16 protein-coding genes and 5 pseudogenes are annotated in these 20541 nt (G+C 63.7%); 7 read left to right on the top strand and 14 right to left on the bottom strand.

Going from position 1 to position 20541, the window contains the following annotated elements; genetic code table 11:
- Positions 1-3 precede the first annotated feature (3 nt).
- The 6 genes and pseudogenes from ATI53_RS18890 to ATI53_RS18865 all read right to left on the bottom strand — a co-directional run.
- Positions 4-1164: a thiolase family protein gene (locus tag ATI53_RS18890; RefSeq protein WP_111551102.1), complete on the bottom strand. Its 1161-nt coding sequence runs from the start codon at positions 1162-1164 to the stop codon at positions 4-6.
- On the bottom strand, positions 1164-1982 hold the full coding sequence (locus tag ATI53_RS18885) for an enoyl-CoA hydratase/isomerase family protein (protein WP_009506853.1): 819 nt from the start codon (positions 1980-1982) through the stop codon (positions 1164-1166). The genes ATI53_RS18890 and ATI53_RS18885 overlap by 1 nt, the downstream gene beginning before the upstream one ends.
- 209 nt (positions 1983-2191) lie before the next feature.
- On the bottom strand, positions 2192-3328 hold the full coding sequence (locus tag ATI53_RS18880; protein ID WP_009506854.1) for an acyl-CoA dehydrogenase family protein: 1137 nt from the start codon (positions 3326-3328) through the stop codon (positions 2192-2194).
- Between the two features lie 79 nt (positions 3329-3407).
- Positions 3408-4562 carry an acyl-CoA dehydrogenase family protein gene (locus tag ATI53_RS18875; RefSeq protein WP_009506855.1) on the bottom strand — a complete coding sequence of 385 codons (1155 nt, stop codon included), beginning with the start codon at positions 4560-4562 and terminating at the stop codon, positions 3408-3410.
- A complete protein-coding gene (locus ATI53_RS18870; RefSeq protein ID WP_009506856.1) occupies positions 4559-5011 on the bottom strand; it encodes a MaoC family dehydratase in 453 nt (150 codons plus the stop codon). The genes ATI53_RS18875 and ATI53_RS18870 overlap by 4 nt, the downstream gene beginning before the upstream one ends.
- Positions 5012-5125: 114 nt before the next feature.
- Positions 5126-5705, bottom strand: a pseudogene (locus tag ATI53_RS18865) (IS5 family transposase); the annotation flags it as partial.
- Between the two features lie 599 nt (positions 5706-6304).
- Between ATI53_RS18865 and ATI53_RS23440 the strand changes: the two are divergent.
- The 3 genes and pseudogenes from ATI53_RS23440 to ATI53_RS23435 all read left to right on the top strand — a co-directional run bounded on the left by ATI53_RS23440 (position 6305) and on the right by ATI53_RS23435 (position 8427).
- Complete coding sequence (locus ATI53_RS23440) at positions 6305-6442, top strand: hypothetical protein (protein WP_170134620.1); 138 nt, start codon at positions 6305-6307, stop codon at positions 6440-6442.
- Positions 6443-6711: 269 nt separating this feature from the next.
- A pseudogene (locus tag ATI53_RS24605) lies at positions 6712-7693 on the top strand (IS30 family transposase).
- Between the two features lie 344 nt (positions 7694-8037).
- Positions 8038-8427, top strand: a complete 390-nt coding sequence (locus ATI53_RS23435; RefSeq protein ID WP_170134619.1) for a hypothetical protein — start codon at positions 8038-8040, stop codon at positions 8425-8427.
- Positions 8428-8935: 508 nt separating this feature from the next.
- Here ATI53_RS23435 and ATI53_RS18835 read toward each other — a convergent pair.
- From ATI53_RS18835 to ATI53_RS18825, 3 genes and pseudogenes are all read right to left on the bottom strand, one after another.
- Positions 8936-9868 carry a formate/nitrite transporter family protein gene (locus ATI53_RS18835; RefSeq protein WP_009506865.1) on the bottom strand — a complete coding sequence of 311 codons (933 nt, stop codon included), beginning with the start codon at positions 9866-9868 and terminating at the stop codon, positions 8936-8938.
- A 35-nt stretch (positions 9869-9903) separates the two neighbouring features.
- Positions 9904-11127: an Hsp70 family protein gene (locus tag ATI53_RS18830; RefSeq protein ID WP_111551098.1), complete on the bottom strand. Its 1224-nt coding sequence runs from the start codon at positions 11125-11127 to the stop codon at positions 9904-9906.
- A gap of 63 nt (positions 11128-11190) precedes the next feature.
- A pseudogene (locus ATI53_RS18825) lies at positions 11191-11340 on the bottom strand (ABC transporter permease); the annotation flags it as partial.
- Positions 11341-11346: 6 nt separating this feature from the next.
- Here ATI53_RS18825 and ATI53_RS24495 point away from each other — a divergent pair.
- On the top strand, positions 11347-11850 hold the full coding sequence (locus tag ATI53_RS24495) for an IS3 family transposase (protein WP_375342743.1): 504 nt from the start codon (positions 11347-11349) through the stop codon (positions 11848-11850).
- 53 nt (positions 11851-11903) lie between these two features.
- A pseudogene (locus ATI53_RS24490) lies at positions 11904-12049 on the top strand (IS1595 family transposase); the annotation flags it as partial.
- On the opposite strand, the pseudogene ATI53_RS24055 reads toward ATI53_RS24490, so the two are convergent.
- The 5 genes and pseudogenes from ATI53_RS24055 to ATI53_RS18795 all read right to left on the bottom strand — a co-directional run.
- A pseudogene (locus ATI53_RS24055) lies at positions 12021-12176 on the bottom strand (IS3 family transposase); the annotation flags it as partial. The pseudogenes ATI53_RS24490 and ATI53_RS24055 overlap by 29 nt on opposite strands.
- 192 nt (positions 12177-12368) lie before the next feature.
- The gene (locus tag ATI53_RS18810; protein WP_111551095.1) at positions 12369-12761 is read right to left on the bottom strand and encodes a response regulator; all 393 of its coding nucleotides are present in this window, start codon (positions 12759-12761) and stop codon (positions 12369-12371) included.
- Positions 12739-16173 (bottom strand): chemotaxis protein CheB, encoded by a 3435-nt coding sequence (locus ATI53_RS18805; protein ID WP_111551094.1) that lies wholly within the window; start codon positions 16171-16173, stop codon positions 12739-12741. The genes ATI53_RS18810 and ATI53_RS18805 overlap by 23 nt, the downstream gene beginning before the upstream one ends.
- 24 nt (positions 16174-16197) lie before the next feature.
- Positions 16198-16734: a PAS domain-containing protein gene (locus ATI53_RS18800; protein WP_009502647.1), complete on the bottom strand. Its 537-nt coding sequence runs from the start codon at positions 16732-16734 to the stop codon at positions 16198-16200.
- 120 nt (positions 16735-16854) lie between these two features.
- Positions 16855-17535 carry a hypothetical protein gene (locus ATI53_RS18795; protein ID WP_034451377.1) on the bottom strand — a complete coding sequence of 227 codons (681 nt, stop codon included), beginning with the start codon at positions 17533-17535 and terminating at the stop codon, positions 16855-16857.
- A gap of 581 nt (positions 17536-18116) precedes the next feature.
- Between ATI53_RS18795 and ATI53_RS18790 the strand changes: the two genes are divergently transcribed.
- Positions 18117-19421 (top strand): AAA family ATPase, encoded by a 1305-nt coding sequence (locus ATI53_RS18790; protein ID WP_009502644.1) that lies wholly within the window; start codon positions 18117-18119, stop codon positions 19419-19421.
- Entirely contained in the window at positions 19418-20485 is a 1068-nt protein-coding gene (locus ATI53_RS18785; protein ID WP_111551093.1) for a ParB/RepB/Spo0J family partition protein, read from the top strand. Before ATI53_RS18790 ends, ATI53_RS18785 begins: the two co-directional genes overlap by 4 nt.
- Positions 20486-20541: the final 56 nt, after the last annotated feature.

Genomic DNA, 20541 nt, shown 5'->3' with positions numbered 1-20541 from the left:
GCTCTAATCCTTTCCCAGTACGAGACTGCAATGCGCCGACAGGATGCCGCCATCGCCATGCACAAAGGACAGTTGCGCCCCCGGCACCTGGCGGGCGTCGGCTTCGCCGCGCAACTGGTGCACGGCTTCGACGATATGAAATGCGCCGCCAGCGGCCCCGGAATGTCCGTAACTCATCAATCCGCCGTGGGTGTTGGTGGGCAGGCGCCCGCCCTGAGAAAGTTCGCCCGCCAGCGCGGCCTTGCCGGCCTCGCCCTTTTCGAAAAAACCGATGGATTCCAGCTCGGCGAGCAGAGTGATGGTGAAACTGTCGTAAATCTCGGCGACGTCGATGTCTTGCGCGGTCACACCCGCCTGGGCAAAGGCCATGGCCGACGAGGCCTTGCAGCCGAAATCCGTCAGCGACGGGGCGGCCATGATATGCTCATGGGTGTGACCCTGCCCGCTGCCAAGAACCCGCACAGGGTTTCGGGTATCTCGCGCCGCGTCTGCCGCACTGACGATCACCGCAGCGCCGCCATCCGAAATCAGGCAGCAATCCAGCAGGCGCAGGGGCGAAGCGATGACTCGGCTTTCGCTGACTTCCGTCAGCGTGAGCGGATCGCGCTTGGTGGCCTTGGGGTGCAGCGCCGCATGTTTGCGGGCCGACACGGCGATGGCGGACAACTCGTCCCGCGTGATGCCGTAACGGTGTAGATAGGCCTGCGCCACCAGCGCGTAAGAGGCCGGAACCGACATGCCATAGGGCTGTTCGAACTCGGGATGGCCGACGGTGGCCAGGGCCGCCACCGCGCCGTCCCGGGTCATCCCGGTCAGGCGGTTGTCCCCGGTGACACAAAGCACATGGCGGCAGGCTCCGGATTCCACCAGCGCCACGGCATTGGCCAGCATGATGCACGCGGTCGCCCCTCCCGCCTGAATGGCGGTGTTGAAGCTGGGGCTGATGCCGTAATATTCGCTGAAGACGGAACTCAGCATCAGGTGCGGCACGGTCATCGAATAGCCGCACAGGACGCCGTCGATATCCTGCGCCTTCAGCCCGGCATCCTTCAGGGCCGCGTTGGTGGCTTCGGCGTGCAGGCCAAGCGCGGTCGATCCGGGCAATTCACCCATCGCGGTATCGGCGACGCCGGTGATGCGGGCGGTGTGCTTCTTGCGTGGCATCAGCGCACCGCGTCCGTTGCGGACATCTTGTCCCAGTCGAATTCAAGCGGTTTCTTGTCCAGGAAGCGCTGCACCGCCTCCTTGTGGTAATCCGAGGCGAGACACAGCGTCTGTGCCATTGCCTCCATATCCGCCAGCGCGCGCTGGTCGGTATGCAGCGCCTGATTGAGGATCACCTTTGCCATCCCGGCCGCCAGCCGCGAAGAACTGTCGAAACGCTTGGCAAAAGCCAGCGCCGCATCCAGCAGGGTGTCAGGCTCATGGATTTCCAGAACGATCCCCATTTCCTTGGCCTCGGTCGCAGAAATCGACCGGGCGGTCATCACCAGTTCCTTTGCCCGCGCCAGTCCAACGATGCGCGGCAGCAGGAAAAACCCGCCGAGATCGGGCACCAGGCCGATCCGCCCGAATACCGCGCAGAACCGCGCACGCGGGGTGGCCAGGACAAAATCCGCCACCAGCGCAAGGTTGAAACCGGCGCCAAAGGCGGGGCCATCGACCGCTGCGATCACCGGCAATTCCAGGTTCGCCAGTTCGGTGAACCATGTGTGCAGCTTGGCAATGCGCTCGCGGTTCACGTCAACAGGACGCTCTTCTTCGCTGAGCGATTTCAGATCGCCACCGGAACAGAAGGCGCCGCCGCTGCCAGTCACGATCAATGCGCTCAAGTTTCGATCCGCCCGGATGCCCGGCAACAGAGCGGCGATCTCTTCGCGCATGGCGATGTCCAGGCTGTGCCGGACCTCGGGCCGGGTGAAGGTTATGATTCCGGTCCGACCCCTTGTTTCATAGGTCAGCGTTTGGGGCGATCCGGTCATACTTCCTCCTCGTGCTATTCGCGTTGGGAAATGTTGTTTTGTATCGAGAACGCTGGCGATTAATAAATGACTTGTCAATCACTTTTTGGGTTGATCAAGGCGGTTCACGCGAGACAGACCGGTTGGCCTTGGCCCAAGCGGTCGCAGCCCGGTGCCGCTGTGGGCATCGGGCTGATCATTCCACGTTCACGCGGCAGTAGATGTGGTAACTAGAGGTCCAGCGCGCGCGAAATCAGGTTGCGCTGTACTTCCGATGTGCCTTCGCCAATGACATAGACCAGCGCATCGCGGTGAATCCGGCCCACGGAATAGTCCCGCATGATCCCGGCGCCTCCGTGAATGCGAATGGCCTGTTCGGATACGCGCACCGCCACTTCCGAGGCAAAGAGCTTCACCTTGGCGGCCATGGGTGCCGTGAGCTTTCCCTGATCGACCAGCCAGGCGCCATGATACACCAGCCAGCGGGCCGCCTCGATATCTGTGTCCATGTCGGCGATCTTGTGGGCGATGGCCTGATACTGGCCCACGCGCTTGCCGGCCACCTCGCGGTCACGCGCATAGGCGATTGACGCGTCCCTGGCCGCACGCGCCATGCCCAGGGCATTTGCCGCCACACCAACGCGGTTTTCCGAAAGAGAATCGAGAATGATCGGGTATGTTCCCGTCTCATTGCCAAGCAGCGCCTCATCGGGCACCTCCAGCCCGTCGATATGGATCAGGCCGGTTTCCGAAGCGCGAATGCCCTCCTTGTCCAGCTTGTGAATGACCACGGCGGGATTCGGCAGGTCGACAATGAACAGGCTGATCGCATGGGGCTTCAATTCGGGCGATGTCCGAGCCGCCAACAGCATGAAATCCGCGAAAGGAGAATTGCTGATATAGGTTTTGGCCCCGGAGATGCGCCATCCGCCGTCGATCTTTTCCGCCTTGGTGGACAGCGCGCGGATATTCGAGCCGCCGCCTGGCTCGGATAGTCCGAAGGCGCTGATTTTTCTGCCCGCGAAAGCTTCGGGCAGATACTTCGCCTTCTGCTCGGGGGTGCCCGCCTTCCAGATGGGCCAGATGCCCAGATGTGTGTGCGCCGACCAGGTCGAGGCAAACGACTGGCTCGCATAGCTCAGTTCTTCCCGCACAATGCAATCGCTGATCTTGTCCATGCCGGAGCCGCCATCTTCGGCCGGATAGCGCACGCTCAGCAGGCCCAGATCGCCCCACTTGCGAAACATGTCCTTTGGAAATGTCTCATCGTCGTCATGCTGTCGGGCGATCGGCGCAATTTCCGCGGCGGCAAAGCGCCGGACCGTCTCGCGAACGCTTTCGTGTTCCTCGGTAAAGGCGAAATCCATTTTCTCTCTCTCTTTTCATTCACCATGGTGGACCGCCCGCGCCGCGAAGATCGGGCGCGCAACGGCAAGACCAGCGGCTTCACGATTTCGGAAATATTCCCATTTTCTTGGCGATGATCTGCAACATCACCTCATTCGCGCCGCCGCCCACAGCGGCCTGGCGGGCCTCGCGGTATACGCGGGTGATGAAGTTCTCGTTCATGAAGCCCTGGCCGCCCCAGAACTGCGTCAGTTCCACCGGGATTTCCATCGACAACCGCCCGATCAGATACTTGGCCATCGAGGCAAGCTTGGTCACGTCTTCGCCGTTCAGATAGGCCTCGAGCGCGCGGTACAAAAGCGCCCGGACGGATTCGATCTGGGCCTGCATTTCGGCCAGCTTGTAGTATATGTACTGGTTGTCGAGCAGCGGCCGACCAAAGGCCTTGCGCTGGCGCAGATATTCGATGGTTTCCTCAATCGCGATATCAAGGAACCGCCAGGACCGGGCCACCACGAAAAGCCGCTCTTCCTGAAACTGCCCCATCTGATAGCGGAAACCCTGGCCTTCCTCGCCGATCAGGTTGGCCTGCGGAATCCGCACATCGTCAAAGAACAACAGCGCCGTATCCGAGGACCGATAGCCGACCTTGTCGAGCTTCTTGCCAACGCTGATGCCGGGGGTATCCAGCGGCAGAGCGATCAGCGATTTGTTGCGATGCGGGCCATTTTCCGTGTCGGTGTTGACCAGCAGGCAGATCCAGTCGCCTTGAACCCCATTGGTGATCCACATCTTCGAGCCGTTGATGATGTAGTCGCCGCCATCCTTGCGCGCCGAGGTCTTCAGCTGCGCAACATCCGATCCGGCACCCGCCTCGCTGACACCGATACAGCCCACGAGGTCTCCGGCGATGGTGGGGCGCAGGAATTCCTCTTTCAGCCGGTCGGTGCCATAGGTCGCAAGCGCGGGGGTGCACATGTTGGTCTGCACCCCGATGGCCGAGCAAATGCCCATGGTGCGAATGTTGCCCAGTTCCTCGGCGAAGGCGATCTCGAACGAGAAATCAAGGTCCATCCCACCCCATTTCTCAGCTTTGCCGATCCCCAGCAACCCGGCGTTCCCAAAGGCTTTCATCACCTGCCGAGCCGGGAAGATACCCTCTTCCTCCCACTGGTCGACAAAGGGGTTCACGTGGGTGTCGATCACCGCATTGGTGGTGCGACGCAGTTCGTCGTGTTCCTGGCTCCAGATCATGCCGTTTCCTGCGGTTTGGGGCGCTGGCGCACAAGCAGATGCGCCTCTCCGATCTGCGAAACCCGACCGTCCGGGTCGATGATGCGAACTTCCAGAACAACGGTGCCACTCCCGCGAGAGGCGGCGCCGCGGCCGATCACGGTGGCGTCGGCGGTCAGGCGATCACCCACGAAGGCCGGGCACAGAAACCGCCACGGACCAAGCTGGCTCATCGCGACCAGGCTATTGGGCAAAAGATTTCCGACAGACGCCATGGCCTGCGCTACCGGGTGCGGCCCATGTGCGATGGCGCGGCCAAAACGGTTGTCCGTACTGGTGTTGACCGAATGATAGGCGTCGAAAAGCTCCGAGTGCCGGGCAATCCGCGCTTTGCTGCAATCAATATCGGGAAGTGACAGCACAGTGCCGGGTGACAGGGTCTCGTACCAGTGATCTTTGGATGATTCCATCAGGGCCTCCCTTTTGCGAGAAGTTAACCGCCATGACTTATGAATCACAAGTCATATTTCTCATGTCAGTCCCGTTGATTGGCGGTTTTGCCTAGGCTCAGGACTCGTTCTCTCTCAAAGCCAGAAGGTTACGGTCGCAGCGAGTGCCACTGCTGAGAAGAAGATTTGTGGGCAGCGATCATATCGGGTCGCGACCCTTCGCCAGTCCTTGAGCCTGCCGAACATGATCTCGATCCGGTTGCGCAGCTTGTACCTGCGTTTGTCCCTTGCCCGGCAGGGCATTGCAAAGCAATGTCCCAAGAGGGGGATCGGACCGGCGTCTTCCGTTTCTTCCCGCCCGGGATGCAACGACGTATCTTCTTGTCTTGCAAGGCTTCTTTGAACCAGTCGGCATCGTAGCCACGATCTCCGAGCCGCCACTTCACGTTGGTCAACCCGCTGACCAGCGCACGCGCCCCGACGTAGTCGCCGACGGGGCCGGCAGTCAGGAACAGGTCGATGGGCCGGCCCTGACTGTCGCGGATGGCGAGCAGCTTCGTGGTCATGCCGCCCCTGGTTCGGCCAATCAGGCGACCACGCCCCCCTTTTTGACGCCCAGGCTGGACGCTGTACGATGGGCTTTAAGATGAGGAGTTGCGTCGATCATCACGGTCGTCTCTTCACCGTGCTCGGCCGCCAACCCCGCCATGATCCGGGGCTTTGTTGCACAAATCGGGGTGTGGCCGCACTTCCCCTTTCCCCCGACGGGCTTATGCTACGGGCGCTGTGACGGGTATCCCGACCGCGACAGCGTGTCCTTCGTGCAGCAGATGCGGCCTGCCGGATCATTGGCGATTGGCGGAGTTCGTTCGCGGGACGCTTCGGCCCGATGGCTGGCGCGGGGCCTGGGGCCCGGTGTTCGAAACGCTTGAATCCGGTGACACGGCGGCCATCACGCGGCTGACAGAAACGTTGGCAAAGGCGCATTCCTTTGCGCCGGGCGAACCCGACCGTGTGGGCGATGGGGGTGTCACTCCGGCTTTGCCGTGCCGAGCGCACAGTCTGGCAGGATGGCTACGTGCTCGATCTCCGGGGCGACGCCTGCGAAAGCGCCATGGCGCGGGCAGTCTCGAACATGGCCGTTATCGCCGCCCGGGACGTTCTCGACCGACGGGCAGCCCCCGGACTGAACCGTGCCGTGACCGCCACGGCAGACTGCAGCCGTTGGCTCGATCGGCTGTCAGAGGTGGGGATCGCCCCACGTGCGGGCGTGCTCTCCACGCCATGATGGCCGAGGCGCAAGGCGGCGCAACCATGCGCGCGATCTACAGCGATAACATCGCGCGGCGCGGCCATATCTTTGCAGAGGACCCACTGGTGGCAGGCGATCGCATTCTGCCCGGTGCGACGGTGCCCGGCCACCGCATCGCCTTGTCGCTGAAGCGGCTGTGATGGGCGCATTGGCACACATCTGCGCGCCGCGCCTAACTCTGGCAAAAGGGGATGCGCTGATCGCCCTGGCCAGCGTGCCAAAGGAGATCTGCCCGAGAGATCAAAGCCTCCTGTCCGCGCAGGAACGGGACCGCGCGGACCTCATGCTGCATCCCGACACCCGACGCGAGTTCATGGCCGGTCGCGTCCTGATCCGCCAAACACGCGCGCTACCCTCAAGTGCGACCCCTGTTGAAAAACAGATGGTTATCTATTGGAGGGAGTCTGCCCTGGGAGCGGTTCGCGCGCAACTGAGCGTCAAGGAACATGTCCAGCTTGAACGCTGGAAGCCGGCGAAGACCCCTGGTCGGGAGATGGCGCGCGTGCTGCAGCGCTCAAACGCCACCATTTATCGCGAGATCACGCGCGACTGGTTCAGCGATGCGTGTCTGCCGGGCCATGACGGCGACCACGGCGGCGCCGCGCATCAAAAAGCCATCGATCAGCGCGCCCGCCAGCCTAAGCTGATCCGGTATCCGCTGCTTCGAAATCGGGTCGTCGAGCGGATCAGGAACGGCTGGACGCCCGGGCAGATCGGTAACCGGCCGATCCAAGAAGGTGCGAAGCTCCGGCTCTGCCAGGAGACGATCTGCCGCTACGTCTCCTCGAAGCAAGGCATGGCGCAGAAGCTCTGGTGGTACCTGCCTGAACACCGCAAGCGCCGCGCGCCAGAATTCGACCGTGATATCAGCACCCTGAACCGCCCCGAGAATGACGCGCACCGAAGAGAATTCGGCCATCGGGAGGGCGGTTTTATGCTGGTCAAGCAATCGCCTGGCCAGGCACGTCACCTCTCTGGTCGAACGTGTCAGCCGCTTCACCGTGCTGCTGAAGAACGCGAACAGGCGCACAAAACCGGTCATGATCGCGACGGCGGTGCGGGATTTGCCCGCGGCGGGCCGCAGGTCCATTCCCTTCGACCGCGGCACGGAATTTTGCTCATGGCCGCACCTGCAGGCCCAGCTCGGAACCCGGTTTTGCGATCCCTCCTCGCCCTGGCGGAAAGGCCCTGTCGAGAACACAAACCGCCGGCTCCGCCGCTGGCTTGCAAGGCCGCGTGATGTCGCGGCCATGACAGAGCTCGCGTTGAAGCAACGCTGCGAACAGCTTAACAACACGCCCCGCAACTGCCGCGGATGGCGGACCCCGGCCGAGGTCTTCCGCGAAAAGACGATCAAGGAAACCGGCCGACGCCTCTGCCGTCGCAGGTAATGGGCGGCGGCGCTTCAAATAGCGCTCACACCGGCGCATTGGCCATCTTGCGATGCTCGCGTTCGGACACCGAAAGCCCGCCCGCCTGCATATCGCGACCGAACTGTGCCCGATACCCAGCCCCGGCGCCATGCCCGGGCCGCCGTCAAGGCCCGCAGTCTCGCCCGTCAGGTCGACGGCGGACATGGTTGTCGTCACCACCACCTCAGAATGATCCCGATGGTCCGACCATATGTTACATTCTCCATGCACGCCTCCCTCTGGTACGCGGTCCTGAAACGGCCGCAGGCACCTGTTCGAGGCAAGGAAGGAGGGGCGATGCCGACAGGCTAGGAAACGTGGTCATGCCACAAGATTCAAACGTCGCGCACCGCATTGGCGGGACGCATAGGATCGAGCTGCCCGGACGAGGGCGCTATCGCCCCGGCAACCGGATATTCCCGGTGGAACCGGGCGACAGCCCGACCGTCCTGTCCGACGTCGTGCGCGGGGTCGAGGGCATGCTTGACCGGCATGTGCCGTTTCTGGACGTGCGCATCGAACCGTCCGGTGGTGTGCGGCACGGTCAGACCGTCAGGACCGGCCCGTCGTACCGCGCGATCGCAGCATCGGCGCGCATCAGCGTGAGCCCCTCGGCGAGGGCCCGCGCCATCAGCATCCGGTCGAACGGATCGCGATGCAGCAACGGCAGTGTCCCGAGCGCAAGTGCCTGTCGCCAGGTGAGCGGCAAGTGACCGGCAGTTTGTCATAACCGTTCGACAACATCGCCGCGCAAATCCGCCGGTTCGGCGGTGAAATCTGGGCGCTCCAGCGCGCGCATGATCTGCACGTCCCAGATCGACACGGCGCTGAACAGCGGACGGTTGCCAGCGTCCGGGATCGCCCCCGCGCGCTCGCGGTCAGCCCTCCTGGCTTATAGGCCGGCCAAAGCAACAGACGCGTTATCCAGCATAAGCCGCAACCACCTGGGTGTTTGATCCCGGACTTCGGTGGTACAATCTGTTCTTCGGAATGGAAGGAAGCACTGTGGGACACCTTCTTCATCGCGACGCCACGACGACTGAGACAGTCCGTCGAGCGACACAAAAATTGTAAAGAAAGCATGAGGGCGCGTCCGGCGCGCGCGATCACGAACGGCGCGACCGCGACCGCCTCTTCGACAAGGCGCGACAGATGGGTCTTGGCGCCGTGCATGTCGACGGTTTTCATCGCGGGCGCCGGAAAGCTGCGGACCAGACCAAGTCAGTCCAGCTGACGGGCGCGCGCGACGCGCCCGTCACGCTCTTCGTCTTCGACATCCTGGCCCTGTGCGACCTCGTTCTTGACCTGGCCCCAGGTCAGCAGGGTAAAGATCGCCGTGCCGCCCGCCACGTTGCCCACCAGCGTCGGCAGAAAATAGGCGCCCAGCAGATCGGGCAGCGCGGCGTCCCCGTGCCAGGCCAGAAGCCCCATTTCGACCGACCCGGCGACCACATGGGCGAACCCCGCCGCCGCCATCAGCCACGTTACGCTCATGATCAGCAAAAAGCTGTTGCCCTGCGCCGATGGCAGAATCCATACCAGCGAAGCAATGAGCACCCCCGCAGGCACCGCGCGCATGAAGTTTTCGGCCGGGGTGCCTTCGATTCCGTGGCGCGACACCGCCAGCAGCGCCTCGTGCAGTTCCTCCGATACCACGCCGGGCAATCCCAGGAACCACGCCACCAGCAACGCACCGACAAGGTTCGCCACCAGAACCACCGCCCAAAGCCGCAGCATCTGGAACAGGCAGTGCAGGCTTTGGCGCGCAATCACCGGCAGCACCGTCGTGATGGTGTTTTCGGTGAACAATTGCATCCGGCCAAAGATCACCGCGAGAAAGCCCAACGAATAGCCCAGCGATTCCACCAGTGGCGTCCAGGCCGCATCGCTTGGCAGGTAGCGGTGCAGAACGCTTTGCCCCATCACCGAAAAACTGATGAGCATGCCCGCCGCAAGCCCCGACCAGATCAGCGACACGAGCGGGCGGGCGAGCTCCTCGTCGCCGTCGCGGCGCACGACCTCATAGATCAGCCGGGCGGACAGGCGCGAGGCCTGCATCACCGACCTTTCTTCAAAAGGTTCGTGGACAGTGCGGTTTTCCTGCCCATCGGCTGAGGATTCGCGGGGGGCGGCGGCGCCATGCTGTATGTTCATGCAGGCGAACCCGCAGACCGCAAACTGGTTCCCGATCAGCCGTCACGCGCCGTGATCGCCAGCCCGTCAACCACCGCCGTGAACGCATCGGCGCGGCGCTGCGCGGCACCGGGGCACAGGTCGCGCGCCGTGTCACGCACCAGCCCCATCAGGCTCGACCCGCCCACCAGCACCACCTCTTGCACCGCGTCCCGAGCCAGCCCCGCACGCGCCAGCGTTTCGGCGGCGGCGGCGTGCAGCGCGCCCCGGTGATCGGCCAGCGCATCGCCGAGGCTTTGGCTGGTGATCGGCGCGGACAAGCCCCTTTCGATCTCGCCAAGCGCGATGGATGCGGCGGCGCCATCGGAATTGGCGGCGATCTTGCCGTGTTCGACCGCAAAGGCGATGCCATGGCCCAGCTCATTCTCAAGCACCTCGGCGTAGCGGCCCAGCTTGTCGGGTTCGACCGCGTGGCGCGCCATGTCGGCGGCCATGCGGCGCGCGTCGGCATTGTACAGGAACGGAATCTTGGCCCATGTCGCCAGATCGACAAACGGCGCGTGCGGGACCGGCAGGCGCCCCTCGCCCATGTCGCGGCGCAGTTCCGACCCAAGGCCCAGCAACGGCATGGCATGCGACAGCGACACGTCACGGTCGAAATCGGTGCCGCCCAGACGGATGCCATGGCTGGCAAGGATGCGCAGCCCCTGCCCCGATGCCTCATACACCGAAAAATCCGACGTGCCGCCGCCGATGTCCACGATCAGCCCGATGCCCGCGCCGCCCCCCGCCGCGCGCGCCGCGGCTTCGGGTTCGGGCAGGAATGCCACATCAGTGTACCCGGCCGCGAGGTAACAGGCGCGCAGATCCGCTTCGGCCTGCGCGTCGCGGTCGGCATCGTCGTGAAAATGCACCGGGCGGCCCGACAGCACGCGGGTGAACGTCAGGCCGGTCGCCGCTTCGGAGCGTTCGCGCAATTCAACCAGAAACGCGGTGACAATGTCGGCCAGGGTCTGGCGCTTGCCGCCCACCAGCCGCTTTTCATGCAGCAAGGGCTGGCCCAGCACCGACTTGAGCGCGCGCATGTAACGCCCCTCTTCGCCGGCGATCAGCGCGTCAAAGGCGGCAGCCCCGATGCGCATCCGCCCGCCTTCGGGAAAGAACACCGCCGTGGGCAGGGTGTCGGCGCCCCGCTCGATCGCGATGCGGTGGACGCCGCCGTCCCAGGCAAGGGCTGCGGCGGAATTAGACGTGCCAAAGTCGATCGCAATCCTGTCCATGCGCCTATCCCGTGCAGACCAAAGCACCGGGTTTAGGCCCCCTGCCCCGCCGGTGCAAGGCGGTCAGTGTCCGATGTCGGCCCAGCCCGCAAAGGTCTTTTCCAGCGCGACCACGGCGTAATACCGCACGCTCCCCAGCACCGCGAGCGCGATCAGCACGGCAAGCACCAGCGGATAGTTGGAATTGGTCTGCCCCGTCAGAAACAGCGCGCCGCGCGGATGGTTCTCGACAGTGAAGGGCGACATGGCGCTCGCTGGCAGGCGATCGCGTCGATTTCTGCGAAGATCGGCTGCTCGGCACACAGGATGAACGACCGGGTCAAGAACCCCGAGGTCGACAGCGGCAGGCGCGCTGGCATTCCCAGCGACATGGCCAAGAGGATGAAGGCGCCCGAGCCGCCGCCGATCGCCCCTTCCACCGGCCATGATCGCCTGGCGACTCGGGCCGGTCCGGAGCGTCTGTCGCGCCGCGTCCTCCGTGAGGAGCCCCCGCGACCCGAGATCCGGCGTGTTTTCGCAGAGAACTGGCGGGGCCATGGTGCCCGCAAGGTCTGGCGACAACTTCGCCGCGAGGGCTTCGACGTTGCCCGCCGCACGGTGGCAAGGCTAATGAAGGACATGGGGATTCAAGGCCTCGTTCGCGGCAAGCCGCATCGGGCGACGGTCCCGGACAAGAAGGTCCCGTGCCTGCGGTCTCGGGACGCAAATGCACCAGGTCGTTGACCGAGCGGCGTTCGGGAACAACATGCGAACATTCATTGTCTTTGGAGACTCGCATGGCTCAGCGTTTTCTTCTTTCGGCGACGGCGCGGACCTTGTCTCTCAAGGCGATCTTCTCCGACGGCGAAGATGCGGCCTACGGAGGTTTTACCGGCTGGGATGGCCTGAGGCGGGTGGCGGACCGATCTGCCCGGGCTGCGGCACGCGATGTGGTGCCGCTCGACAGATCGTGCTTCCCGCCATTTCAAGTTCGCGCTGGATGTCAGCTCGGGTCCGTTATCGCTGGCCACCATGCAGGGATAGCCACGCACTCGGGCGATGTTATCGAGCCCAGCGGTGGAGGTGATGACGTTCCGAAACACGGGCGCTCTCCTCTTCAGTGACGCGCGCCGGGCGGCGCAGCGTTCCGACCGAAGGGCGGGATGGCAGCGTCACCAGCGCCGCCGAGGCAAAGCGCACATTCGCGGCCCGAAAAGGCACAATTTCGACAGGTGTCACCCACCAATCGGGAACAGCCCCGATCAGGAGCAGCGCGCCTCGACCTGCCGCCCCAGCGCAGCGCGCAGACTGCGGTCGCTCGTCGGCTTTTGGCAGCATTCGGCGTCGGGGTACCGCTGGGCGATCTCGTCATCGTTGACGTGACCGGAATGGAACACCAGCCGCACCCCCAGCCGGGCAAGCCGATCCGCCAGCGGAAACACCTCGCCGTCGCGCAGGTTCACATCCAGAAGCGCGACATCCGGCACGTCGCCGTCTAGCGCGGTAAAGGCGCTGCGCAGGCTGGGAAACGGGCCTTCGACGTCGTAGCCGAAATCTTCCAGCATCATCTGCATGTCCAGCGCGACGATGAATTCGTCCTCGCACAGCATCACCCTGGCCTTGCGCCCGCGTTCATACTTCGTCTTCAGGGGCATAGGTCAAGGTCATCCGTCTGCTGTTGCCGTCAATGTCCACGTCGATCGCGCCGTTCAGCTGGGTTGCCGAAAGCTGGATCAACGTCGATCCAAATCCCGCATGCCCGCTGTCGTGCTCAACAGGGGTCGTGTGGATTTCGTTCCATGTCAGCACGATCTTTCCGTCGCCCTCATGCACCCAAGTCACTTCGAGCCGCCCGTCGGACGGCCCGAGCACCCCGTATTTGGCCGCGTTCGTCGCCCATTCGTGCAGCAGAAGCGACAGCGCGGTCAGGTCCTGACGGGCAACCATGACCCGCGGGCCGTCAATCCTCCAGGCGCCCTGCTCGGCATAGGGGGCAAGCGAGGTGCGGATCACGTCTTCCAGCGGCAAGCCGCGCGTGCCGGGCATGTTCTGGGTCAGGTTGTGGCTGCGCGCCAGCGCGTTCACCCGGCTCTGGATACCGTCGACCAGTGCTTCGACCGACGAGGTGCGCCGCCCCGCGATGCGCACCATGCCCGAGATGATCGAGAACATGTTCTTCACCCGATGGTTCATCTCGCGCAGCATCATGTCGCGGATGTCGCGCGCCTCGCGTTCGTTGGTGACATCGAAAATCACCCCAAGAACCCGCATGTTGCTGGCCGACTGCACCCGCCGCCCCACCAGTTGCACCGAGGTAAAGCGCGGCCCGGTCGAGGCCAGCCGGAAGGTCACGTCGATGCTGTCGCCATCGGCGGTCAGCTTTGCAAACGCATCCGCCAGAGGGCGCCTGTCTTCCAGTGTGGCCAGCCCAAGGAACCGGCGCCGCGAAATCTCGCCCTCTTCCACGCCAAGGATCTGCGCGCCCGGCCCGTCGACGGTCAGCATCCTGCGGGCGGGATCGTTTTCCCACACCCCCAGCCCCGACACATCCAGCGCCAGGCGCAGCCGTTCGCCTTCGTGTTCCAGCGCCTGTTCCAGACGCAGCGCGTTGGTGAGTTCGGTAAACACCAGCGTGGCGCCCACGATGCCGCCGGCGCGCGCCCGGTAGGGGGTGATGACCAGCGACCAGGTGCGTTCCTCGTTGCGGTCGTTCACCCGCAGATGGCGCAGTTCGCCGTCTTCGATGCTGTCGCGCACAAGGTCCGTGACCTCGTCGTTCTGGCGCAGCACGCTGGTGACCTCGGTCAGCGGGCGGCCCCGGTCGGCCTTGCGGAACGCATAGATCGACTGGATCGCATCGGTGAAATTGCGGATCGTCAGCACCCGGTCGACCACCACCAGCGGCAGCGCGGTCGAGGCAAAGAAATTCGTCAGATCGCTGTTGGCCACCGACAGTTCGTCGACCTTGCTTTTCAGCTCGTCGTTGACCGTCGAAAGCTCTTCGTTGGTCGACTGAAGCTCTTCGTTCATCGACATCATTTCCTCGTTCGAGGATTTGAGCTCTTCGTTGGCGGTTTCCAGTTCCTCGACCGTGGTGTGCAGGCGGATACGGGTGGCGCGCAGTTCGTCCTCAAGGCTCTGGACGTGGCTGTCCATCGGTTCAAGGTCTTCGTAATCGTCCTCGGCCAGCGGTTCGAACCGGTCGGCGTCGCGAAAGACCAGCAGCACGGTGCCATCGCTCAGCGGTTCGGCCAGCAGGTCGAACGTCTGGCGGCCAAATTCCGATGTGGCCACAAGCGCGCGCGCGATCGACCGCCTGCGCGATTGCGACACCTGCCGGACGATCGCCGACACCGGTTCGCGCACGCCCGGCCGTGCCAGCGTCGCGGCAAACCGCGGCCCCTCTTCGGAATCGGAAAAATCAAGATATTTTCCAAGCTTGCCGGTGGTACGCAGAATTTCACCCGTCGGGGTCACCTGCAGACTCGGAGGCGCGTATTGCCCCAGCAGCTTTTCGGTCGCACCGCCATCGCCCCAGTCCAGCCGGGTCGCGGGCGCGCTGTCGTTTTCGGGTCGCATCGGGCTGCTGTGCGGTTTTACCCCACGCCCGCGCAGATGCATCGGATATTGGGGCCGCCCCTCGCCGCGCCGGAACAGCCGCGCCGCCTGATCCAGCGGATCGAAGGCGTGATCGAAACGGCCCACGGTTTCGGACGGCCCCAGAAACAGCGTGCCCCCCGGCTTGATCGCATAATGAAAGATCGGCAGCACGGCATTCTGAAGCGCGTCGCCGAAATAGATCAGCAGGTTGCGACACGACAGCAGGTCGATGTTGGAAAACGGCGGATCGCGCGCGATGGAATGCACCGAAAACCGGATCATGTCGCGAATCCGGGCCGTGATGCGGAAATGTCCGTCGCCGGCAAGGGTATACCGCTCGCGCATCTCTTCGGGAATGTCGACCAGCGCCGCCTGGGCATAGGTCGCCTCGCGCGCGATGCGCAGCATCTGCTCGTCGATGTCGGTGGCAAATATCTGGATATTGACCGACCGCTTCTGAAGCCGGCATTCCTCTGCAAAGAGCATGGCGATGGAATAGGGTTCCTCACCGCTGGACGAGCCGGGAATCCACACCCGGATCTCATCGCCATTTCCGGCGTTTTCCACCGCCGGGCGGATCGCCAGCGCCCGCAGCTGGGCGAAATGTTCGGGATCGCGGAAAAACCGGGTGACGTTGATCAGCAGATCGCGGAACAGCATTTCGCATTCGTTGGGATCGGACCGGATATGGGCCAGATACTGCGTCGCATCATCAAGGTCGAGCACCTGAATGCGGCGCTGCACCCGTCGCACCAATGTGGATTTCTTGTATCCGGAAAAATCATGCCCGACGAAATTGCGCACCACCGAACAAATGTCGGGCAGGTTGCGTTCGACCGTTCTGGCAAGCTGCGTGTCTGCCTGACGCACGGTCGAATGGGCGTAAAACTGACGGATCGCGTCGACGATCCCGGCGGGGGCGCGGACAAAATCCACCAGCCCGGTCTTTTGCGCCGATGTGGGCATGCCGTCATATTTGGCGGTGCGGGGGTCCTGCGCAATGCAAAGCCCGCCGTGTTCCTTGATCGCGCGCAGCCCCGCCGAGCCGTCCGCGCCGGTGCCCGACAGGATCACGCAAGCGGCAAAGCGCCCCTGGTCCTGCGCAAGGCTTTCGAAGAAATCGTCGATGGGCCGCCGCAGCCCGCGCGGCTGGGTGAATTCCGTCAGCTCAAGCGCGCCGTCCTTGACCGACAGCCCGTGGCCGGGCGGAATGACATAGACGTTGCCCGCCTCGATCATCTCACCGTCCGACACCTGATGGACATCCAGGTCGGTGTAACGCGCCATCAGTTCCGCCAGCAGACTGTCGTGGTTGGGATCAAGGTGCTGGACCACCACATAGGCGATGTTGTTGTCGATCTTGGTCGCGCCCAGCATCTCGCGAAGCGCCTCAAGCCCGCCTGCGGAGGCGCCGATGCCGACAATGCACAGTTGTCCCGTGTCTTGCTGCGATTGCCTGTCTCTCATCGTCCGCCGTCCATTTTCATTTCTTCATCGCAGTGACAGCCGGGCCATCACCGCCACCGACTCCGCAAGTTGCTGCGCCGAGGACATCATCGCCAGGCCGTGTTCCCGTCCGATCTGCCGTATCTCGGCCAGCACATGGCGCAACTGCGTGTCGTTGGCTGCGATGCCGCTGCGCTGCAAGGCGCCGGTCATATCGAATTGCGACGCAAGAATGTAGCGCAAATCGCCGCAGGTGCCGCGAATCCGGGCCATGAAGACGTAATTCTGAAAGCGCGTGCCATCCTTGCGATAGTTCAGAACGGGAAAGCGGCCGCTGTCGTTGCCGGCCCCGCGCACGAAATCGCGCAGCCCCGCGCGATCCGTGGCCTGCGTGTCCCGCCCCTGCAGAAAGCGGCAGTTGCGGCCCAGGATGTCACAGTCGTCATATCCGGTCAGGGTGCAAAAGCCGTCATTGACAAACAAAAGAGGAACGTCGCGCGTCGCCTCTGACAGCGCGATGGCAATGCCGCTTCGGCGCAGGCAGGCGATCAGCCTGTCGGGCGGGCCCTGGGTTTCGGTCATGGTCGCGAAACGCCTGTCGTTCGTGTCTTTGCCACTAGGATGGATCGCGCGGGCGACAAGGCAAGAAGATTTCGCGCCCTCCGACATGGTCCGGGGCCGCGCTTGCCGACACGCCTGCGCTCAGCCGTCGATCACGACCTGGTCCAACGTCGCATCGACCGACTGCAAGGCTGCCAGAATCTGCCCCTGAAGATGGGTCGCCACATAGGTCGCGTGAAAGCGCGACGGCGCGCGCAGGGTCAGGCGCCCCCCTGCCCTGCCAACACGGTCCAGCCCGGCAAACCACGAGGCGTAAAGTCCGGGGTCCCCGCTGTGCAGCAGCGCTCTCGCCAGCGCCCACTCGTCGCCAGCGCCGGGATCCGGCGGCGCGCCTCTGGCGGGGGCATGCAGCGGGACCACCTTGTCGGGGACCGGATCTGCCCCAAGCCGTTGTTCAAGGTCGGGGCCGACATCGGCCCAGCGGGGCTGACTGTCCAACAATATCCGGTCGATCCCCAACCCATATTCGCTGACCCGCCCCCGCGCGCCCTGCCGGTGCATCACCAGCCAGCCCATGGCGCGCAGCTTTGCCATCTCACGCTTGACTGTACGTTCATCGACGCGCCAGAGACGGGCGATGTCGCGCTGGCCTACGGCGAGTTCATCCCGGGCCCAGTTGTACCGCGCGGTGACAAGCGTCATGAGTCGCAGGACAAGCCGCTGCCGCCCCTTGTCCTGCCCAAGCGCATAGGCGCCCATCACCGTGAGCAGATCATATTTCAGCGCGCCCGCATTGCGCCCCGCAAGCTTTCCGGCAAGCATGTGTTGCCCCTGTTTTGTGTCCCGCCTGCGCGGGCTGCCCATGGCGGGGTCTTGCGCCCCGTATCGTGCCCGGCATTGACGCGGCCGATGTTGGCCTGCCCATTCCGCCCAGCGGACCGGCCAAACCGCGTCATCCAGCGTTCTTGGCCGATTGTCGGCTATTTGCGTCCGGAAAACCGATTCTGTCAAGCACGCGACGATTAGCGTCCGGAACGCATCCTATTCCGAATAGAAAAAACCGGTATCATTGGTAGAGGGGGACGTGCTGGTTGTCCCCTATTGTCACCAAAATGTCCCCCAATATCCAGTGGCGACCGTGGCGGTGTCCCCCAATAATCTGTGACCCCGCCCATGGATCTCCGAATCGCCCCCGACGTGTTCGACCGGGCGCAGGGCACTTGGGCGACCGGCAAAACACGGGGTTCCACGTTTTTCGCGTATCAGCCTATTAGGTTTTGCCTAAAACGCAAATCCAGCGTAAATACACCGCAGACAGAAATCAACGTCCCGCAGCATCTGTCCCCGCGGGGACGGGCAGACCATTCGACCGGGGCGACACAGAACACGGAAGGGCAGCAGCGATGTTCACCCATGACGATCTTGCGCGGATGCAGGCGCAATCGCTGAAGATGCAGGGCTGGATCCGGCAGCAGACGTTTTCTCCGGAGATGGAAAAGACATTGCGCCGGTTCTCCAGCTGGGAAGTGGCCGAACTGATCCTCAAGGTGAACCAGTCCACATTGCGCGGGCGGCTAGCGGCGGACCCCGCACTGCCCCAGGGGCTTGTCGAAGAAGACGGCCGGCAACGCTGGTACGCTCTGGAGGAAATCAACGAGATCCGCCGCAAGCTGAAAGTGAACCGCAAGACGCTGCAACCCCCCCGGCCGAAGGGCAAGCGCGCCTTTCGCGTGGCGATCTCGAATTTCAAGGGCGGCGCGGGCAAGTCGACTGTGGCGCTGCATTTCGCCCACGCGGCGGCGCTGGATGGCTACCGGGTGCTGTGCGTCGATTTCGACCCGCAGGCGACGCTGAGCCATTCCATGGGCCTGTCCGACATCACCGAGGAATACACCGTCTGGGGTATCATGGCGCGGGACCTGATCCGCGAAACCGACCGGATGAACGCGGCCACCCGGGGCGCCGAATCCGGCAGCACCTTGCCCCTGCGCCGCCTGCCGGATGCGATTACCGAAATGGGACTTGGCAACCTGCGCCTGACCGATTTCATCCGTCCGACCTGCTGGCCGACCATCGACGTGATTCCCAGCTGCGCCAACGCCGCCTTTGTCGAATTCGCCAGCGCGCAATACCGGCATCTCAATCCCGAATGGTCGTTCTTTGCCGCCGTGTCGCGCTACCTGGATGCCCTGCCCCCCGACGCCTACGACATGATTATCTTCGACTGTCCGCCCGCCATCGGCTACCAAAGCATGAATGCCGTCTTCGCCGCGGACATGCTTTATATCCCCTCGGGTCCCGGCTATTGGGAATACGATTCCACCACATCGTTCATCGGTCAGCTGTCCGAAGCGCTCGCCGATCTCTCGGGGTTCGAAGGGATCGTCCCCGCGGGGACATTGTCCTTGCCCAAGGTGTTCCAGGACGTGCGCTTTCTGCTCACCCGGTACGAGCCGGGCAACGACTTGCACCGCGCGATGCGTTCGGCCTTTGAAAAGGTGTGGGAGGACAGAGTCACGCAAAACCCGATCGAAATGACCCGCGCCGTGGAACAGTCGGGCCGCTTCCTGTCGTCGATCTATGAAATCGACTACCGTGAAATGACGCGCGAAACCTGGCGTCGGGCCCGCGCGTCGTTCGATCGCGCCTACGAAGAATTTCGCGACCACGCCCTCGTGGCCTGGGACAATCTGGAGGATGAGGCATGAGCAAGAAACGCGGTTTTGACATCGACTTCCCCTCGACCCAGGACGGGGTCTACACCGGAGGGCGGATTGCTGCTTCCGAACGGCGCGGCCCGATGGCCGCGGCGATCAGCGAAAACGCCGAGGCCCTGCGCGATCGCGCCGAAGCCGAACGTGCCATCCGCGAGGAAAACGACCGGCTCGCCCATGAACATGTGCGCCTGAAACGTGCGGGCCTGATTACCGACCTCGTGCCCATCGTCGCGATCCGGGCGGAAAAACTGACCCGTGACCGTGGCGCCGGGCCGGACCCGGAAATCGACGAACTGAAAGCGTCGATCCTTGCCATCGGCCTGTCCAACCCGATCCTGGTCGAGGCGGCAGGCGAGGGCTACGAACTGGTGCAGGGGTTCCGCAGGCTGAGGGCGTTTCGGGAATTGTACGAGCAAACCGGCGATGACCGCTTCGCGCGGATCCCGGCCGGTCTCGTGGCGCATGGCGAGGCGCTCGAAGGCCTGTATCGCCGCATGGTGGATGAAAACCTGGTGCGCCGCGACATCTCTTTCGCGGAAATGGCCGTGCTGGCCATGCGCTACGCGCAGGATCCGGGCACCGGCGCCAGCGATGTGGCCGGCGCGGTCGATGTGCTGTTTGCGTCGGCGGGGCGTCAAAAGCGCAGCTATATCCGCCATTTCGCAACGCTGCTCGATCAGATCGGCGATCTGCTGCACTTTCCCGAAGCGATTTCGCGCAACCTTGGCATTGATCTCGTCAGACGCCTGGCAGCCGACGCCGGCTTCGAAACCCGGATACGCGACGCCCTGAGCGGCCAACTGGAACGCCTGCCCGAGTACGAGGTCGCCACCCTCCAGGACCTTCTGAAATCCAGAACGAAAGCCGCGTCTCCCAGCCGCAACGCCGCCGCAAAGACCACCTTGCGCTGCACTGTCCCCACGGGGACGGTGCGTTGTGCCGCAAGGGACGGCAGAGTCGAACTCCAGATGAACCGCGACTTTTCCAGCATCGACCGGCACCGTCTCGAAGCGGCGGTCGGCGCCTTCATGGCCGCGCTGGATGCCGAGGACTAGGTGTTTAGTCCCAGCGTGTGATGGTCTACTTATCTGTGACCATGGGAAGGACGCAC

The sequence above is a fragment of the Salipiger aestuarii genome (assembly GCF_003259905.1).
Taxonomy (GTDB): Bacteria; Pseudomonadota; Alphaproteobacteria; order Rhodobacterales; family Rhodobacteraceae; genus Salipiger; species Salipiger aestuarii.
The sequence above is the reverse complement of the archived record's forward strand: the minus strand, read 5'-3'. Positions and strand labels throughout refer to the sequence as shown.